Below are 18,253 nucleotides of genomic sequence, written 5' to 3'. Positions count from 1 at the left end.
GGGGAGGGGGCCGGTGGGGGATGATCGGGGGCATGAGGGCACTGCTGATCGGAGCTTCCGGAACCGTCGGGAGCGCGGTGGCCGCCGCGCTGACAGCGGCACGGCACGAGGTGGTCGCGGCCTCGCGCCGGGGTCCGCTGAAGGTGGACCTCGAAGTCCCGTCCACGATGGACACGCTCTTCGGTGAGGTCGACGGTCTGGACGCGGTCGTGTGCTGCGCCGCCAACGGCCCGCTGCTGGAGCTGGCGTCGGCCACGGACGAGGACTTCGCGACCGGGGTGCGGGCCAAACTCTGGGGCCAGGTCGCCCTGGTCCAGCGCGCGGCCCGCCATGTGCGCGACGGCGGCTCCATCACCCTGACCGGCGGCACCTTCGCCGCGCCCATGGCGGGCGGCTCGCTGGGCGCGCTCATCAACAGCGGCCTCGAGGGCTTCGTCCGCAACGCCGCGAGCGAACTCCCGCGCGGGCTGCGCCTCAACCTCGTCAGCCCCGGCTGGATCAGTGAGACCCTCCGGGCCATGGCCGCCGATCCCGCCGCGGGCACCCCCGTCCGCGAGGTCGCGGAGGTCTACGTCGGGATCGCGGAGGGGACGGTGCGGGGCCGCACCTTCCGCCCGTGAGCCGGGGGCGGGCTTTCTCTGCCTGAGCCGCGGGTCGCTGCGTCCCGTCCCTGGCGTTCCCGGCGTTCCCGGCGGTCGTCGCGTTCCCCGCGTCCTTCGCGTTCCTCACGCCTGCCGTGAGGGGCGGGCGGCCTCCCAGGCCGCGTCGATCATCGCGAAGACCTCGTCCACCGCGGCCTGCGGATCGGCCGACTCGCGGGCCAGCGAGAATGCGTCGATCACGAACCTCGCGAGCGTCCGGCAGGCCGTCGCGCTCTGCGGCAGTCCGGGATCGGCGACGAGGGCCGCGGCCACCGACTCCGCGTGCCGCAGCCGCATCGACTCCTCGTACTTCCGCAGCGCGGGCGACCCGTCGATCATCCGCCAGACCGGCGCGGCGCCGTCCGCCGTGCAGTGCCGTACCAGGGCGTGTATCTCGCGGCGCAGCGCGGGCACGACCGGCTCGTCCGGTGCCCGGTCGGTGACCGCCCGCGTGAGGCGTTCCTCGAAGTCCTCGTCCTGCTCGAACACCAGCGCCTCTTTGGCGGCGAAGTGCGAGAAGAGCGTGGTGACGGCCACGTCGGCCTCGGCCGCCACGTCACGGATTCCCACCGCGTCGTAGCCGCGCTCCAGGAAGAGCCGCAGGGCGGTGTCGGCGATCTTCCGGCGGGTCGCGGCCTTCTTGCGCTCACGGCGCCCGGTCGGCACGGTCATGACCGCACACTATCAGCTACGAAACAGGAACGGTTTCAAAACGCTAACCGTTAGTGTTACGGTCCGTCGCATGAAGAAAGTGAGCTTCGCCGAGTTCGGCGGCCCCGATGTCCTGCGCCTCATCGACGCCGAGGAGCCCCACGCGGGCCCCGGCCTGATACGCGTCGCCGTACGGGCGGCCGGTGTGAACCCCGCCGACTGGCGGGTTCGCGAAGGCCAGATCCTCAAGGCCCATCCGGTCCAACTGCCCGCGGGCGTCGGGTTGGACGCCGCCGGAGTGGTGGACGAGATCGGCGAGGGCGTCGACGGTGTCGAGATCGGCGACCACGTATTCGGCGAAGGGACCAGCACCTACGCCGAGTTCGCGGTCCTCTCGGCCTGGGCCCGGATCCCCGAAGGGCTGACCTTCGAAGAGGCGGCCGGATACCCCTCCGTGGTTGAGACCGCGCTGCGGATCCTCCGCGAGGTCGGCGTCGAGCCGGGACAGACCCTGCTGGTCAGCGGCGCCTCCGGGGGCGTCGGATCAGCCGTCCTCCAGATCGCCCGCGACCGCGGCGTCACCGTCATCGGCACCGCGGGGCCCGCCAACCAGGACTACCTCCGCGAACTCGGCGCCCTCGCCACGACCTACGGCGACGGCTGGACCGACCGGGTCCGCGCCCTCGGCCCCGTCCACGCCGCGCTCGACCTCGCGGGCTCCGGCGTCGTCCCCGAACTCGTCGCCCTCACCGGCGACCCCCGCAAGGTCGTCTCCATCGCCGACCTCACCGCCCCCGACCACGGCGTCCGCTTCTCCGGCACCGCGGGCAGCGTCCCCGCCGCCCTCGCCGAGGCCGCCGCCCTCATCACCCGCCGCGCGCTCCGCATCCCCGTCGACACCTCCTACCCCCTCGCCGAGGCCGCCGCGGCCCACGCCGACAGCCAGGCCGGCCACACCCGCGGCCGCAGAGTCCTGATCGTCTGACCCGCCAGCCGGACGAGACCTTGCGGACACGCCTGGGCCTATTCGGATGAGCCCGACAACGCAGCGAGCGTGCGTGCCAGGCGCCGCCAGCCGGACGGGACCTTGCGGAGGCCCTAGGTCATCGAGTCCAGGGCGCGGGTCAGGGCGACGTGGACGGCGCCGAGGAGGGTGGCGCGGTCGGCGAGGCCGCCGATGGTGATGTCGGTGGGCCAGGTCAGTTCGTGGACGGTGCGGCGGACTTCCAGGAGGACCAGCTGGTTCTGGCCCACGCCGCCGCCGAGGACGACGAGGCCGGGGTCGAGCAGGGCGACGACGGCGGCGACGAGGCGGCCGATGGCGGCGGCGTGTTCGTCGACGACGCGGCGGGCGGCGGCGTGGCCGGAGGCGGCGGACGCGAAGAGGGCCTTGGCGTCCAGTGGCACGGGTCCGCCGCCGGAGGCGGGCCAGGCGGCGCGGCAGCGTTCCATCAGGGCGTCGGAACCGAGGAACTGCTCGAGCCCGGCGCGCCGGGGCTGTTGGGACTCCGACCAGGGGAAGGGCAGCATGGCGGCCTCACCGGCGGCGCCGTTCGCACCCTGCATCAGGCGTCCGTCGAGCACGATGCCGACGCCGATCTTCACGCCGACCTGGATGTAGGCGAACATCTGCTGGTGGCGGGCGACACCGAAGCGGTGCTCGGCGACGGCGGCGCAGTTGACGTTGTTCTCGACGGTGACCGGCACGCCGTCGGGCACGGCGAGCGCGTCGGTGATCCGTACCGTGCCGTCCGGCTGAAGGCCACCGCCTCCGCGTCCCGCACCGGAAGCCCCCACATTCGGCAGCGTCGGCGCCGCGACCACCACCTCGCGCAGCGGCCCGTACCGCGCCCCGACCTCCTCGCGCACCGTACGCACCACCCCCGCCGCCGCGTCCGCCGCCTCCGGTGTGACCGTCGGCTGGTCGGAGGGCAGCCGCACCTCGGCGGTGCAGATCTCCTGGCCGTCGAGGGTGTACGCCGCCGCCCGGACCACGGTGGCGCCGATCTCGACGCCGAGGACGTGCCCGGCGGTCGGCGCGAGCGAGTAGAGGACGGCGCTGCGCCCGGTGGCACCGCGTGAACTGCCCTGCCCCTCGACCAGCCCGAGCCGTGACAGCTCCGCCATGGCCACCGACATCGTGGGCCGGGACAGCGCGAGCGCGGTGCTGAGCTGCGGCCGGGTCGCCGGGCCGTCGGTGGCCAGCGCGCGCAGCACGGCGCGGGCGCTGGCGGGCAGTTCGAAGCGGTCGGCGGCGGCGGTGGTGTCCATCAAGTCCCATCTCGGACGGCGTCGGACGGTGCCGGACGGCGTCGGTCAGTGCCCGGTCAGTGCCGGACCGTGCCGGTCAGTGCCGACCAGGCCCCGGCGAAGGTCGCCCGGCCTCCGGGGGGCGGCTCCCGATCCCGCCCCGCGGCCCACGCGACAGGCGCGCAGGGCAAAGTTACCCGATCGACGTCACGGCACCCCGCTGTGTTCACCCGCTTGCCCGAACACCGCCGCCCGCGCGCCCGCCGCGAGCCGTACGCGACACCGCCCCGACGCCGCGACTCCGCCTCCCGCCGAGCCGCCACCCCATCCCGCTCCGGGCCGCCACCCCACCCCGCTCCGGGCCGCCGCCCCACCCCGCTCCGAGCCGCCGCCCCACCCCGCCCGCGGGTACCTGACAACTCTTGACACCCTCCAACCCCGGGAGGAACATCTACAGTTGATCGTTTGACAACGTTGTCGTAAGCGATACACACGAAGGGCGGGAACCGTGTCGGACAGATCAGTGCGACCCGTGGACAGAAGGCGGTGGAAGGGTCGCGGCGTGCGCGCCGTGGCCGCGGTGGCGACGGCGGTCCTCGGCATCGGCCTGGGCCTCGGCGCCGGACCCGCCACCGCGAGTCCCGGCGCCTCCGGGGGGCATGACGCCGACCCGGCCTCGTACGTCAACCCCCTGATCGGCTCCTCGAACGCCGGCAATACCTACCCCGGCGCCGTGCTGCCGTTCGGCATGCTGGCGTGGAGCCCGCAGAATTCGACGGGCAACCAGTTCTCGACACCCGCCCCCGGCGGATACCGGTACGACGCGACGAAGATCCGCGGCTTCAGCCTGACCCACCTCAACGGCGTGGGCTGTTCCGGCGCCAACGGCGACATACCGATCATGCCGTACGTGGGCGACGTCGACTCCTCGCCGAGCGCCGACACCAAGGACGCGAAGTACGCCTCGACCTTCTCGCACGCCAACGAGACGGCGCAGGCGGGCTATTACCAGGTCGGCCTGGACAGCGGGGCCAGCGCGCGGCTGACCACCACCGAGCGCACCGGCACCGGCCAGTTCGGCTTCCCGGCCGACAAGCCCGCCAGCGTGCTGTTCCGTACGTCCAACTCCGAGAGCGGCAGCGCCGCGGCGGACGTCACCGTGAACGCGGCGGCCCGTACCGTGACCGGCTCGGTCAGCGCGGGCAACTTCTGCGGACCGCAGAGCGCGAACAACCGGCACGACGTCTACACCCTCTACTTCACGGCCCACTTCGACCAGCCATTCGCCAAGGTCGGCACCTGGACCGACGGCACCCTGACGCCCGGCTCCACATCGGCCAGCGGCGGCACCGGCTACAACTCCAGCGGCAACGCGACCGCGGGCAAGGGCTCGGGCGCGTATGTGACCTTCGCGTCCGGCACCAAGCAGGTGCAGGCCAAGGTCGCGATCTCGTACGTGAGCGCGCGCAACGCCGAGGCCAACCTGACGGCGGAGAACCCGCAGCGCGCCGGCTTCGACTCGATCAGGTCGAAGGCCACCGCCGCGTGGAACACCGCGCTGCGCAAGATCCAGGTGTCCGGCGGCTCCGCCGACCAGAACACCACCTTCTACACCGCGCTCTACCACTCGATGCTGGAGCCGACCCTCACCAGCGACGTCAACGGCCAGTATCTGGGCGGCGACCGCAAGACCCACTCGCTGGCCAGGGGACAGCACGAGCAGTACGGCACCTTCTCCGGCTGGGACCAGTACCGGGCGCAGGTGCAGTTGCTGACGCTGCTTCAGCCGAGAGTCGGCAGTGACTACGCGCAGTCGCTGTTCAACTATGCCCAGCAGCGCGACGGCGAATGGGACCGCTGGCTGCTGGAGAACGGCAAGACCAGCATCATGTCCGGCGACCCGTCCGACGCGGCGCTCGCGGGCATCTACGCCTTCGGCGGCCGGGACTTCGACGTCAGGGGCGCCCTCGCCTCGCTGGTGAAGGCGGCCACCGTGCCGACCGCCAACGACTCCGACAGCTCCGGCTGCAACGTCGAATGCGTGGGCCAGCGACCGGCGTTGGACAAGTACCTGACGCTCGGTTACGTGCCGTCCGACAACTGCCACTGCTGGGGAGGCGCCGCCGAGACCCTGGAGGACGCCGCCGCGGACTTCGGTCTCGCGGAGCTGGCGGGACAGGTCGGCGACCGAAAGAACCAGCGGAAGTTCCTCGACCGCAGCGGCAACTGGACCAACGTCTTCGATCCGAACGCGACCGCGCAGGGCGGCTACATGCGCGACCGCAAGTCCGACGGGTCGTGGGTGGGAGCCACCTTCAACCCCGCCACCGGCAGCGGCTTCGTCGAGGGCAGCAGCGCCCGCTACACGTGGATGGTCTACTCCGACATCGCCGGACTGGCCAAGGCCATGGGCGGCAACGCCACCGCGATCTCCCGCCTCGACGCCTTCTTCCGCAACCCGGACGGCACCTTCGACTTCTCCGCGAAGGACGACACGCGCTACGACGCCACCAACGAGCCCGACATCAACGCGCCGTACGTGTACGACTACCTGGGCGCCCCGTACAAGACCCAGGAGACCGTGCGCGCCGAGACCGACGGCCTGTGGACCAACGCGCCCGGCGGCATCCCCGGCAACGACGACGCGGGCACGATGTCGTCCTGGTACGTCTTCTCCGCGCTCGGCATGTACCCGCAGGTGCCCAGCCGCGCCGACCTGGTGCTCTCCAGCCCGGTCTTCCCGCGCGCGGTGATCCACACCGGGCTCGGGAAGACGATCACGGTCAACGCCCCGCGGGCGTCGGCCGAGAACATCTACATCCAGGGCCTGCGCGTCAACGGCAAGAAGTCCGACCAGCCGTGGGTCCCCGCCTCGTTCGTCACCCGCGGCGGCACCCTGGACTACACCCTGGGCGGCACCGCGAACACCACGTGGGGGAGCGCGGCCAAGAACGCGCCGCCGTCCTTCCGCGACGGTGAGGCCCCGTTCTTCGCCTCGACCGACCCCGGCCAGGTGAAGATCGAGCCCGGCGGCTCCGCGGACGCCGCCGTCAAGCTGTCCACGATCCAGGACAAGAAGGTCGACGTCCGCTGGACCGCGAAGCCGCCCGCGGGCATCACGCTCAAGCCCGCGTCCGGCACGGTGACCGTCCCGAAGGGCGGCGCCACCAGCGCGAAGTTCTCCGTGTCGGTGGCCGCCGACACCAAGGCCGGGGTCTACACGGTCCCGATCACGCTCGGCTCCGCGCACGGCGGCACCGCCCCGGCGGCCTCGCTGTCGGTGACGGTCGGCGTACGCGGCACCCTCACCTGGTACGTCAACAACAACGGCATCTCCGCCGACGACACGAATCCGTCCGCCAACTTCGACGGCGAGGGCTGGAGTTACTCGGCGGCGGCGCTCGCCGCGGCCGGTGCCGCGCCCGGCGGCACGGTGTCCTCCGGGGGCTTCGACTTCACCTGGCCCCAGGTGGCGCCCGGCGCGCCCGACAACATCGTGGTGGGCGGCGGCGACCAGGTGCTGGACGTCTCCAAGTCCGCTGCCGGTGCTACCAAGTTGAGCCTGCTCGGCAGCGCCAGCGAGGGCCAGACCACCGGCACGGTGACGCTGACGTACACCGACGGCACCACTCAGAAGGCCGACATCGGCTTCAGCGACTGGACGCTCGGCGGCGGCTCCCAGCAGCCCTCGTACGGCAACGTCGTGGCGGTGCACACCGCGTACCGCGACGTCCAGGGCGGCGGAAAGGACCCGGTGGGCATCGAGATCTTCTCCACCGCGCCGATCGCGCTCCAGGCGGGCAAGCAACTGGCCAGTGTGACGCTGCCGTCCAGCACGAACGGCGGTGACATGCACATCTTCTCCGTGGCGACCGCCTGACCCCGGCAGCCCACCGCGGAGAGCGCGGGGCGGGCGAGGACCGGCACGACCGGCCCCGCCCGCCCCGCACCCATGTCCGGCGCGAACGAACCGATCGCCGCCCGTTCAGGCCGAGTTGGCCCACGCGCTGTGGTGGCGTCGGCCCGTCAGGCCCTAGGGTCACTGCTGTCACAGGGCTGCCCCGTGCCGCGGGCGGCCCCCACCGTCCACACCGGGGGTTCCGTTGACCGCACGCGCACTCCGTAGCCGCGCCGCCGCCCTGCTGCTCGCCACCGCGGCCCTGACCGCCGTGGGCACCTCCACCGCGCACGCCGACTCGCCCGGCGGGTGGGTGGCCGCAGGCAACACGGTGTACAGCACGCTCACCGCGGGCGAGGGCATCGCCACCCGCGCCGACGGCTCGGTCCTCACCCGCGGCCTCGGCTCGATCCCGCTGCGGCTGCGCATCGCGGGCTGGAACCACGTCGGAGACCCGGACATCGTCAACGGCTACGTCTTCGACGCCTACCAGGGCGGCGACAGCGCCACCTCGAAGATGTTCGAGGTCACCACGCCCGACGGGCACAGCTACGACTACGTGCACCCGCTGGACCAGGGCGAGTTGCTCAACAACTCCTTCGCGACCGTCTCGCCGGACGCGCGGTGGCTGGTCGAGGGGGAGTGGGGCACGGTCAACCGGCTCCAGGTCTTCCCCGCCCCGCTGACCAACCCGGCCACCCCGGCCACCGGCGGCACCCTCGCGCAGGCCGGACAGATCAGCCTCGACAAGGCCGTCACGGACGTTCAGGGCTGCGACTTCGTCTCCGCGACCCGGCTGGTCTGCGTCTCCGACAACGACGCCAAGGACGTCTTCCAGGTCGACCTGCCGCACGCGCTCGACGGCACGCCCGTCACCGGCCGGGTCGCCACCCTCTTCCAGGTGCCGCGCGTCAGCGTCTGCTCGGGCGGCTTCGAGACCGAGGGCGTCGACTACGACGCGAACGCGAAGGTGCTGCGGGTCGAGATCATTTCGCCGAGCGTGTGCGCGGTCTCCACCACCGCCTACGCCTACCGTCCGACCACCGGCTGACCCTTCCGTATCCCCCGTCACTGTCGTCGCCGCACCACGGGCTTGGTCCAGACCTATTGACGAGTGGTTCAGACCACTTTACGATCCGGTCCACTACGGCCTGTGAGTGCGCGACGACACCACGAGGAGTACGACATGATCGGTCGGAGGGTGCGTCTGCTGGGAGTCGGCCTCGCCATGGCCTTCCTGGCGCAGATTCCGGTCGCCGCGGCGACCCACGCGGCACAACCGGCGTCGGCCGCGGCCGACACCTGCGCGACCAAGGCACGGCCCTCGGGCAAGGTGCTCCAGGGGTACTGGGAGAACTGGGACGGCGCCGCCAACGGCGTGCACCCCGGCCTCGGTTGGATCCCCATCACCGACAGCCGGATCGCCGCCCACGGCTACAACGTGATCAACGCGGCCTTCCCCGTCATCCAGTCCGACGGCACCGTCCTGTGGCAGGACGGCATGGACACCGGCGTCAAGGTCGCCACCCCGGCCGAGATGTGCCAGGCCAAGGCGGCGGGCGCCACGATCCTGATGTCCATCGGCGGGGCCGCGGCCGGCATCGACCTCAGCTCGAGCGCGGTCGCCGACCGCTTCGTCGCCACCGTCGTGCCGATCCTCCAGAAGTACAACTTCGACGGCATCGACATCGACATCGAGACCGGCCTGGTCGGCAGCGGCAACATCAACACCCTCTCCGCCTCGCAGGCCAACCTGGAGCGGATCATCGACGGCGTCCTGTCCCGGATGCCCGCGGGCTTCGGCCTGACGATGGCCCCCGAGACGGCGTACGTCACCGGCGGCAGCATCACCTACGGCTCGATCTGGGGCGCCTACCTGCCGATCGTGAAGAAGTACGCCGACAACGGCAAGCTCTGGTGGCTCAACATGCAGTACTACAACGGCAGCATGTACGGCTGCTCCGGCGACTCCTACCAGGCCGGAACGGTGGCCGGCTTCACCGCGCAGACCACCTGCCTCAACAAGGGGCTCGTCGTCCAGGGCGCCACCATCCGCGTCCCGTACGACAAGCAGGTCCCCGGCCTTCCCGCCCAACCCGGCGCGGGCGGCGGCTACATGACGACCGGTCTGGTCTCGCAGGCGTGGAACAGCTACAGCGGCGCACTCAAGGGTCTGATGACCTGGTCGCTCAACTGGGACGGCTCGAAGAACTGGACCTTCGGCAACAACGTCAAGGCGCTGCAAGGCCGTTGATCCCGCGGGAATCCGGGGCGCCCGTCCGCGGCGGGCGGGCGTCCCGGTCAACTCCGCGCGAAGAAGCGGAGACTCAGCCCTCGATCAGCACCGGAGCGAGCCTGCGCCACTCCGCCAGCGGCAACGGCCGCGCCGGATCGCCGGTGACCACCTGGACCGCGAGGTGGTCGGCGCCCGCGGCGAGGAACTCCGCCGCCCGCGCCGCGATGACGCTCTCGTCGCCCACGGCGAAGACCGCGTCCACCAGCCGGTCGCTGCCACCGCCCGCCAGGTCCTCCTCGGTGAAGCCCGAACGCAGCAGATTGCTCGTGTAGTTGGGCAGCGCCAGGTACAGCTTCAGATGGTCCCTGGCCTTGGCACGCCCCGACTCCAGATCCGTGTCCAGCACGACCTTGACCTCTGGCGCGAGCAGCGGCCCCGCACCGAGGACCGCGCGCGCCTTCGCGGTGTGCTCGGGGGTGACCAGATACGGGTGCGCGCCGCCCGCACGGTCACGGGACAGCTCCAGCATCTTCGGGCCGAGCGCCGCCAGCACCCGCCGCCCGGCGGGCACCGGCTCCGGCGCCGCGTCCAGCGCCGCCAGGTAGTCGACCATGGCGGAGTACGGCCGCGCGTAGCGCTTGACCAGCGGGCCGTGGCTGACGCCGAGCCCGAGCAGGAACCGGCCCGGATGCGTACGCTCCACCGCCGCCCACTGCGAGGCGACGTCCGCCGCCTCGTCGTTCCAGATGTTGAGGATGCCGGTCGCCACGGTCAGCCGGGTGGTGGCCTTCAGCAGCGGCTCCGCGACGGCGACGCCGGGACTCCCGCCGAGCCAGACAGCGCCGTACCCCAGCGCCTCGACCTCGGCGGCGGCCTCGTCGTACGCGCCGGTGTACGTCACTCCGGCGCCGTTCACCGCCGCCGTCCAGGCGCCGCTCCAGATCCCGATCCTGCCCAGCCGGTCGTGCTGTCCCATGTGAGCCCTTCCTCGATGCGCGCCGCGCGCCCGCCCGGTCGGCCGGGCGCGGTCCATCACCCATGCAAGCGGAACGGGCGGCCCGTCTGTTCCGCACCCGGTGAGCCGAACGGGTACGAACAGCCGGGCCGCCCGTGTGAGGCGCCCTGGGACGGCGGCCCTAGGGGGTCAACTCCACGATCCGGGTGAAGCTGTTCTGCGCCGCTGTCACCACGACGCGGACCCGCGTGGTGGTGACGGAGCCCGCGAAGGGGATCCAGCGGTACTGGTCGGTGTTGCCGGTGAGGTCGGCCTGTGTCACCCACGCCGCGCCGTCCCAGGTCTGGACGGTGAAGGCGGTCGGGACGCCGTCGCTGTGCGAGGCGAAGCCCACGCCGTTCAGTGTGGTCGGGGCGGGCGCGGTGACGGTCAGGGTGTCGGGGTACCGGGAGTCGGTGTCGTCGTTCCAGAAGGTGCTCAGATCACCGTCGACGGCATTGCCCGCGGTGTACGTACGGGTCGCGCCGTCCACGACGTTCGGCGCGTGTTCGCTGGAGGCGGCGGCCGTGGTGCCCTGCGGCCAACTGCCGAGGACCAGCACCTCGAGGGCGGCCTTGGCCGTCGTACCGTCGGACGACCGTACGGTCACAGTGACCGGATACGTACCGCTCCTCGTCCCGCTCGGCGGGGTGACCTTGACGTTCGCCAAGGTCGCGGTGGACGCCGGGGTCAACGGGACGCGGGCGGGCGTGGACGTCACGGTCCAGCCCGCGGGGACGTCGGCGCCGACCGCCGCCGTGGCGCCGGGCGCGGTCGAGTGGCCCTCGACCACCGCGCCGATCGTCGTACCGCCGTTCCCCTTGACCAGTGCGGGCGCGGGCGCGCCCGCGGAGACCGACACCTGGGTGTACGGGGTCCGCGGCGGGCGGACGGTGAAGGTGTAGTCACCGGACCCGGCGGTCACGGTGAGCGTCGTGCCGTCCGCCGTGCCCACGCTCAGGCCGGGGTCGCTCCGGCCGCGGCGGCCGTCCGCGAAGATCGTCCGGCCGCTCTCGGTCACCGTCGACCGGGCGCCGCCGAGCAGCGGCACCTTGATGGTCGCGGTCGAGCCGACCGGCACCACCGCGTGGTAGGTCAGCGTGGACCCGTCGCGCTGCCAGGCGCTGACGACCGTGCCGCGCGCGGTCCGCTGCCGCGCGGAGACCCGGGTGAGGTCGCCGACCACGCTGGGCGCGAGGGTGAAGGCGCGGTACGCGGCGCCCGCCGGTCCCGTGTCCGGCTGGATGCCGCCGAGCTGCTGATAGTACCACTGGCCGATCGAACCGGCGAGACCGATGTGGTCCTTGGACGAGGTGCCGTCCGCCGCCGAGGAGTTCGGCCACTTCTCCCAGATCGTGCCGGGGCCGTTGGCCACCATGTAGCCGAAGCTCGGGAAGTCGGTGCGCTCCGCGACGGCCAGCGCCACGTCGTTGCGGCCGGACATGCCGAGCGCCTGGTAAACGAAGGACGTGCCGACGAAGCCGGTCGTCACGTGATTGCCGTGCTTGGCGATGTCCTGGACGAGCCGGTCGACGGTCGCCTTCTGCTGAGCGGCCGGGACCAGACCGAGCACCAGGGGCATGGCGTAGGCCAGTTGGGTGCCGGTGCTCCACACACCGGTGTCGGCGTCGAGGAACCGCTTGGTGAAGCCCGCCCCGATCTGCCGCGCCAGGTCGGTGTAGCGCCTGGCGTCCGCGGTGTCGCCGACGACCGCGGCCATCTTCGCCAGCAGTGTGGCGTCCAGGTAGTAGTAGCCGGTCTGGAAGAAGACGTGCGGGGTGCTGACCGTCGCCACCCAGTCGTCGCCCCAGGAGCCGGGCGCGGCGGTGACGACGTGGTCGCTGTCGCTGATCGTGCCGAGGTAGTCGACCCAGCTCTTCACCTGCGCGTAATTGGCGCGCACCAGGCCCGCGTCGCCGTACTGCGTGTAGGAGTCCCAGATGATCTGCGGGTAGGCCGAGCCCCACGCGGGGTCGGTGAACCAGTCGGTGGCGCCCTGGGTGGGCGCGACCGAGGGCAGGCTGCCGTCGGGGTGGGCGCTGGTGACGACGGTCTGCGCCCACTGGTCGTAGAACGCCCGCATGTCGAAGTTGCTCATCGCCTCGACGTCGGTGTCGCCCGCGTCGCCGAGCCAGCCGTGCTTCTCACGCGTCGGGCAGTCCAGCGGAATCGACTGGAGGTTGTTCAACTGGGTCTGCACGAGGGCGGTCTGAATGCTGTTCAGCACCTTGTTCGACGTGTCGAACTGTCCGGTCGTGGCGACGTCGGAGTGCACTTCTTGCGCGGTGACGGTGACGGCGGTGCCCGCGGGCACGCCGGTGAGCTGGGCGTACCGGAAGCCGGAGTAGTTGAAGTGCGGGGCGTAGGTCTCGGCGCCCTTGCCCGCGAAGGTGTAATGCTCGGTCTGCCGGACCGGATCGCCGTCGCCGAAGCTGATGTTGGACGTGGTGACCTGGGCGTCCGAGGCGAGGATCTCGCCCTTCTTGATGTCAACGGTGGTGCCGGACGGGGCGCTTGCCCTGATCGTCACCCAGCCGACGATGTTCTGCCCGAAGTCGTACACCTGCGACCCGGCCACCGGGTGCGTGACGGCCACCGGCTTGAGGGTTTTGACGATACGTGTCGGAGGCGTCGTGTCGGCCTGGAGCCGGGTCAGCGCGCTGAAGACGGTGGCCGGGCGGGCGCCGTACACGCCGAGTTCGGCGAGCCGGAGATTGCACCCGGAGCCGTTGCAGTACAGCTTGGTGGCCGTGACGCGCACATAACGGGCCGTCACCTCGGCCGGTATCGAAACCGACGCCGTACCGGGGTTGGGCTGGTCGGCGCCGGTACGGTCCACGAGGGTCGTCGCGGTGGCGAAGGTCGGGTCGTCACCGGCCTCGACGCGGTAGCGGACCGGGAATCCGGCGCCGGGCAGGTCGCCCGCCGGGTCGTTGGTCGGCCGGGCGGGGAAGAGTCTGACGCCCGAGAGCGGCTGCGCGGAACCGAGGTCGACCTGCACCCACTTGGCGTCGTCCGCGGTCGTCGCGACGGCCGAGTGGTAGCCCTGGGAGGCGTCCGTCGAGCCGTCGACGCCGTCGGTGAGGGCGGCGGGCGACCAGCCGCAGCAGGCGGTCGTGTCCCGCGAGGTCACCGGCCTGCCCTGCGCGAGGCTCTGCGGGTGCGTCGCGGCGGCGACCGCCACGACGGGCTTCCACGCGCTGTCGTCGAAGCCCGCGGTGTCCCAGCCGGTCACGGCCCGACGGGCGTCGTACGTCTCGCCGAGGTAGAAGTCGTCGCCGGTCACCGGCCCCGCGGTGGTGCGCCAGGCCGGTCCGGTGCCGAATGTTGCGGAGGTGCCGTCGGTGTAGGTGACGTTGAGCTGCGCGACGAAGGTCGGCTCCCCGGAGAACTGTCCCTTGCCCGCCATGAAGGCCAACGCGTTGTGTCCGCGCACCAGTTGCCGGGTGACGTCGAAGTCGCGGTAGAGCACGCGCTTGGTGTAGTCGGTCACCGTCGAGTTGAGCACCTGGCCGGGTTCGGCCACGGCGCCGTTGACGTGCGGTTCCACGATGCCCTGCGCGCCGAAGTACAGCCGGGCGCGGGCGACGGACTTGGGGAGGTCGACGCCGCCGCGCACCAGCGCGCCGTCGGCGACCCGCAGCCAGGACGCGGACCAGTCGGACGCGGAGAACAGCGCGGTGTCGAAGTGCGCGGGGGCCGACCAGGGGGAGCGGTCGCCCGCCCGGTCCCAGGTGCGCACCGACCAGGTGTAGGTGGTGTTGCTCGCCAGCGCGGGACCACCATAAGAACGATTCACCGAATCGGCCGAACGAACGCGGCCCGAATCCCACACCTGATGCGCGTGGCCGCCCTTCCCGACGGCCGCCGCCTCGACCACGACCTGATACGCCGTCTGCGCCTCGGCACGCCGCGAGTCGTTCACCACCCACGACAACGTGGGGCGCTGACCGCCGACGACCGCGTCCGAGGACTCCCCGTCCACCTGCAAGGACGTCGGCGCGAGTGCGCCGAGGTGCCCGGACGACGCCTGGGCGGGCGTCACCGAGCCGACGGCGGGAAGCAGGGCCGCGACGGCCGCGGTCACCGCGAGGAGCGCCGAGCGGCGCCGGGGGGCGACGCGAGCGGCGGTCGTCCGGACCGGCCGCTTCACGGTGTTCTCCTGGTATGCGATCGAAACGTTTCAAGATGCATGGATAGATTCATACGGCGTGTGGCGGTGCCACGACAAGGTGTGCGACAGCGATTTCTGGGCTGGCCGAACCGGCGGTGACGCGACCCTTGACCCCCGGCGGTGCGGCCCTGCAAGAATCCGTGTGCGATTGGTTGATTCTGTTCAATGCCGGTTGTTCGCCCGTGAGTTGCCGACGCTCGGTCGAGGGCGCCGGAATGCGCGTACCTCAATGAGGAGGGATCCACCATGCCGGTCGATCGCAGGTCGTTCCTGATCGCGGGGGTGGCGGGGGCCGTTGCCGTACCCTCGCTCCCCGGTCTCACCGCAGTCGCGAGCGCCCGTTCCGGATCAACAGGAACCACCATTCCGCGGACGGTCGACCTCGCCGACGGGTGGCGTTTCGCCCTCGTCAACCCGGGCGGCATCACCGACCCGACCGGCGCCTACGCCGACGCCGCACAGCCCGGCTACGACGACTACCGCTGGCGCACCGTCCGCGTCCCGCACGACTGGAGCATCGAGCAGACCCCGACCACCGCCAACGGCACCTCGGGCGGCACCGGCTATCTGCCCGGCGGACTCGGCTGGTACCGCAAGGCGTTCACCCTGCCGCCCTCGGTCGCGGGACGCCGTGTCTCGGTCGAGTTCGACGGCGTCTACATGGACAGCAACGTCTACTGCAACGGCACACTCGTCGGCAACCACCCCTACGGCTACACGGGGTTCGCCCTCGACCTCACCGGCCTGCTGCACACCGACGGCCGCACCCCCAACGTCATCGCCGTCGAGGTCCGCAACCAACTCCCCAGCAGTCGCTGGTACTCCGGCAGCGGCATCTACCGCAACGCCCGCCTGGTCATCACCGACCCCGTGCATGTCGCGCGCTGGGGCACCCATGTGACGACGCCGGGACTCGCCGACACCCTCGCCGCCTCGCACGGCAAGGGCTACGCCACCGTCCGCGCGCAGGTCTCGGTCGTCAACGAGTCGGGCGCGGCGGCCTCCGCCACCGTCGTCAACACCGTCCTCGACCGGCGCGGCCGCCAGGTGGCGAAGGCCAGTTCACCGCTGACGCTGCCCGGCGCGGGCGGAGCGCGGGACGTCACCGCCGAACTGCGCGTGGACCGCCCCGACCTCTGGTCGTTCGACACCCCGGAACACCGGTACTCCCTGCTGACCGAAGTCCGCGTCAACGGACGGACGGTGGACACGTACACCACCGGCTTCGGCATCCGCCACGTCACGATCGACCCCGACCGCGGGCTGTTCGTCAACGGGCGGTACGCCAAGCTCAAGGGCGTCGACCTGCACCACGACCAGGGCGCGCTCGGCGCCGCCGTCCACATCGACGCGGTGCGCCGCCAGATGACGATCATGCGGTCGATGGGCGTCAACGCCTTCAGGACCTCGCACAATCCGCCGTCGCCGGAGATCGTCCAGGTCTGCGAGGAACTGGGCATCGTCATGATGGTCGAGGCGTTCGACTGCTGGCGCAGCGGCAAGAACACCTACGACTACGGCCGGTTCTTCGACGCCCACAGCGCCGCCGACATCACCGAGATGGTCGACGCGGCCCGCAACTCGCCCGCCGTCATCCTGTGGTCGATCGGCAACGAGATCCCCGACTCCACCAGCACCGCGGGCCTCGGCATGGCCGACGGGCTGATCACCGCGGTCCGCGCGCGCGACACCAGCCGTCCGGTCGTCATCGGCTCCGACAAATACCGCGGCCTGCCCGCGGTCGGCTCCGCCGCCGACCTCATGCTCGCCAAACTCGACGGCCTCGGCCTCAACTACAACACCGCGGCCTCCGTGGACGCCCTGCACGCCCGCTACCCGCACCTGTTCCTCTTCGAGTCCGAGTCGTCGTCCGAGACCTCGACCCGCGGCGCCTACCAGGAGCCGGAACACCTCAACACCGGCGAGAACCACACCCCGGGCAAGCGCGCCACCTCCAGTTACGACAACAACCTCGCGTCCTGGACGATGAGCGGCGAGTACGGCCTGAAGAAGGACCGCGACCGCGCCTTCTTCGCCGGCGAATTCCTCTGGTCGGGCACCGACTACATCGGCGAACCCACGCCCTACGGCGTCTTCCCGGTGAAGGCGTCCTTCTTCGGCGCCGTCGACACCGCGGGCTTCCCCAAGGACATGTACCACCTCTTCCGCAGCCAGTGGACGAGCGAGCCGATGGTCCACCTGGTGCCCATGGACTGGACCGACCACACGCCGGGCGAGACCGTCGAGGTCTGGGCGTACGCCAACGTGGACACCGTCGAGCTGTATCTCAACGGCCGCTCGCTCGGGGTGCGGCGCTTCGACACCAAGAAGACCGTCGACGGGCGGACGTATCTGGAGACCACCGAGGCGACCGGCGACGACAAAACGGTCACCGGCGGTCCGTACCCCGGCAGCTACACCAGCCCCAACGGCAGCGCGGGCAAGCTCCACCTGACCTGGAAAGTCCCCTTCGCACCCGGTGAGTTGAAGGCCGTCGCCCGGAAGAACGGCAGGACGGTCGCAACCGACGTGCTGCGCACCGCGGGCGAGCCGCGCGGCCTGCGCCTGACGCCGGACCGCGACTCCCTGACCGCCGACGGCGATCGCCTGGCCTTCGTCACCGCCGAGGTGATCGACGCGCACGGCACCGTCGTCCCCGGCGCCGGCCACCTGATCACCTTCAAGACCACCGGCGGCTCCCTGGCCGGAGTCGACAACGGACAGCAGGAGAGCGCCGAGCGCTACCAGGCCACCACCAGAACCGCCTTCCACGGCAAGGCACTCGCCATCGTCCGCTCGGGCACCGAGGCGGGCCGCCTCACCCTGACCGCGAGCGCGCCGGGGCTGCACCCCGCGACCATCTCGATACGGACCGGCCGCGCGTCGGGACCCGTCGCCACCACACCCCCGGTCCGCTTCTCACCCGACCCGGGCCCAGGGCCCGTCAGCTACCCGCTGGCGGACGCCAGTTACTCCGGTGCGGGCAACGCGCTGCCCGCCGCGATGCTCGACGGCAACCCCGCCACCGGCTGGTCCAACGCCTTCAACAAGAGCGCCACCGCCCTGCTGCCCGCCTTCCGCGGCGCCCGCCCCGCCGACTGGGTCTCGGTCGCCTGGGCCGCGCCGCAGCGGATCGACACCCTCTCGGTCACCTTCACCGTCGACGCCACCCACTCGCTGCCCGGCGCCGTCACGCTCTCCTACTGGGACGGCGACCGCTACGTGCCCGTCAAAAACCCGGCGATCACCTGGGCGACGGCGAGCGGCGCGCCGACCGTCATCACCTTCCCCGCCGTCCGCACCCCGCGGCTGCGCCTCGACCTGACCAGCGCCGCCCCCGGCACACCCGACGGCGCCCAGCGCATCACCGACTTCACCGTCAGCGGGAGCTGACCGCGCCGCCGTCACC

Annotated in this window: 10 protein-coding genes; 6 read left to right on the top strand and 4 right to left on the bottom strand. The window is 71.7% G+C overall.

All coding sequences use genetic code 11. From position 1 onward, the window contains the following. Positions 1-32: 32 nt before the first annotated feature. Positions 33-620, top strand: a complete 588-nt coding sequence (locus ACIP4Z_RS16065; RefSeq protein ID WP_401308425.1) for a short chain dehydrogenase — start codon at positions 33-35, stop codon at positions 618-620. A gap of 105 nt (positions 621-725) precedes the next feature. Here ACIP4Z_RS16065 and ACIP4Z_RS16060 read toward each other — a convergent pair whose 3' ends face one another. Continuing rightward, positions 726-1,313 carry a TetR/AcrR family transcriptional regulator gene (locus ACIP4Z_RS16060; RefSeq protein WP_401308422.1) on the bottom strand — a complete coding sequence of 196 codons (588 nt, stop codon included), beginning with the start codon at positions 1,311-1,313 and terminating at the stop codon, positions 726-728. A gap of 70 nt (positions 1,314-1,383) precedes the next feature. On the opposite strand from ACIP4Z_RS16060, the gene ACIP4Z_RS16055 reads away from it, so the two are divergent. Further along, complete coding sequence (locus tag ACIP4Z_RS16055) at positions 1,384-2,277, top strand: NADP-dependent oxidoreductase (RefSeq protein ID WP_401308419.1); 894 nt, start codon at positions 1,384-1,386, stop codon at positions 2,275-2,277. A gap of 113 nt (positions 2,278-2,390) precedes the next feature. Here the strand turns inward: ACIP4Z_RS16055 and ACIP4Z_RS16050 are convergent, their stop codons facing one another. Beyond that, positions 2,391-3,563 (bottom strand): ROK family protein, encoded by a 1,173-nt coding sequence (locus tag ACIP4Z_RS16050; RefSeq protein WP_401308416.1) that lies wholly within the window; start codon positions 3,561-3,563, stop codon positions 2,391-2,393. Positions 3,564-4,104: 541 nt separating this feature from the next. Here ACIP4Z_RS16050 and ACIP4Z_RS16045 point away from each other — a divergent pair. The 3 genes from ACIP4Z_RS16045 (at position 4,105) to ACIP4Z_RS16035 (ending at position 9,694) form a co-directional block, all read left to right on the top strand. Beyond that, positions 4,105-7,422 (top strand): GH92 family glycosyl hydrolase, encoded by a 3,318-nt coding sequence (locus ACIP4Z_RS16045; RefSeq protein WP_401308413.1) that lies wholly within the window; start codon positions 4,105-4,107, stop codon positions 7,420-7,422. A 223-nt stretch (positions 7,423-7,645) separates the two neighbouring features. Then, a complete protein-coding gene (locus ACIP4Z_RS16040) occupies positions 7,646-8,491 on the top strand; it encodes a hypothetical protein (protein WP_401308410.1) in 846 nt (281 codons plus the stop codon). Between the two features lie 135 nt (positions 8,492-8,626). Then, positions 8,627-9,694: a chitinase gene (locus ACIP4Z_RS16035; RefSeq protein ID WP_355341605.1), complete on the top strand. Its 1,068-nt coding sequence runs from the start codon at positions 8,627-8,629 to the stop codon at positions 9,692-9,694. Between the two features lie 73 nt (positions 9,695-9,767). Here the strand turns inward: ACIP4Z_RS16035 and ACIP4Z_RS16030 are convergent, their stop codons facing one another. Next, the gene (locus ACIP4Z_RS16030; RefSeq protein ID WP_391045885.1) at positions 9,768-10,652 is read right to left on the bottom strand and encodes a TIGR03620 family F420-dependent LLM class oxidoreductase; all 885 of its coding nucleotides are present in this window, start codon (positions 10,650-10,652) and stop codon (positions 9,768-9,770) included. A 160-nt stretch (positions 10,653-10,812) separates the two neighbouring features. Beyond that, positions 10,813-14,823: a family 78 glycoside hydrolase catalytic domain gene (locus ACIP4Z_RS16025; RefSeq protein ID WP_401308405.1), complete on the bottom strand. Its 4,011-nt coding sequence runs from the start codon at positions 14,821-14,823 to the stop codon at positions 10,813-10,815. Positions 14,824-15,090: 267 nt separating this feature from the next. Between ACIP4Z_RS16025 and ACIP4Z_RS16020 the strand changes: the two genes are divergently transcribed. Continuing rightward, entirely contained in the window at positions 15,091-18,237 is a 3,147-nt protein-coding gene (locus tag ACIP4Z_RS16020; RefSeq protein WP_401308402.1) for a glycoside hydrolase family 2 TIM barrel-domain containing protein, read from the top strand. Positions 18,238-18,253 lie beyond the last annotated feature (16 nt).

Source organism: Streptomyces sp. NPDC088910 (genome assembly GCF_044749865.1).
Taxonomy (GTDB): domain Bacteria; phylum Actinomycetota; class Actinomycetes; order Streptomycetales; family Streptomycetaceae; genus Actinacidiphila.
Note: the sequence above shows the minus strand (reverse complement) of the source record. Positions and strands in the feature narration are given on the sequence as shown.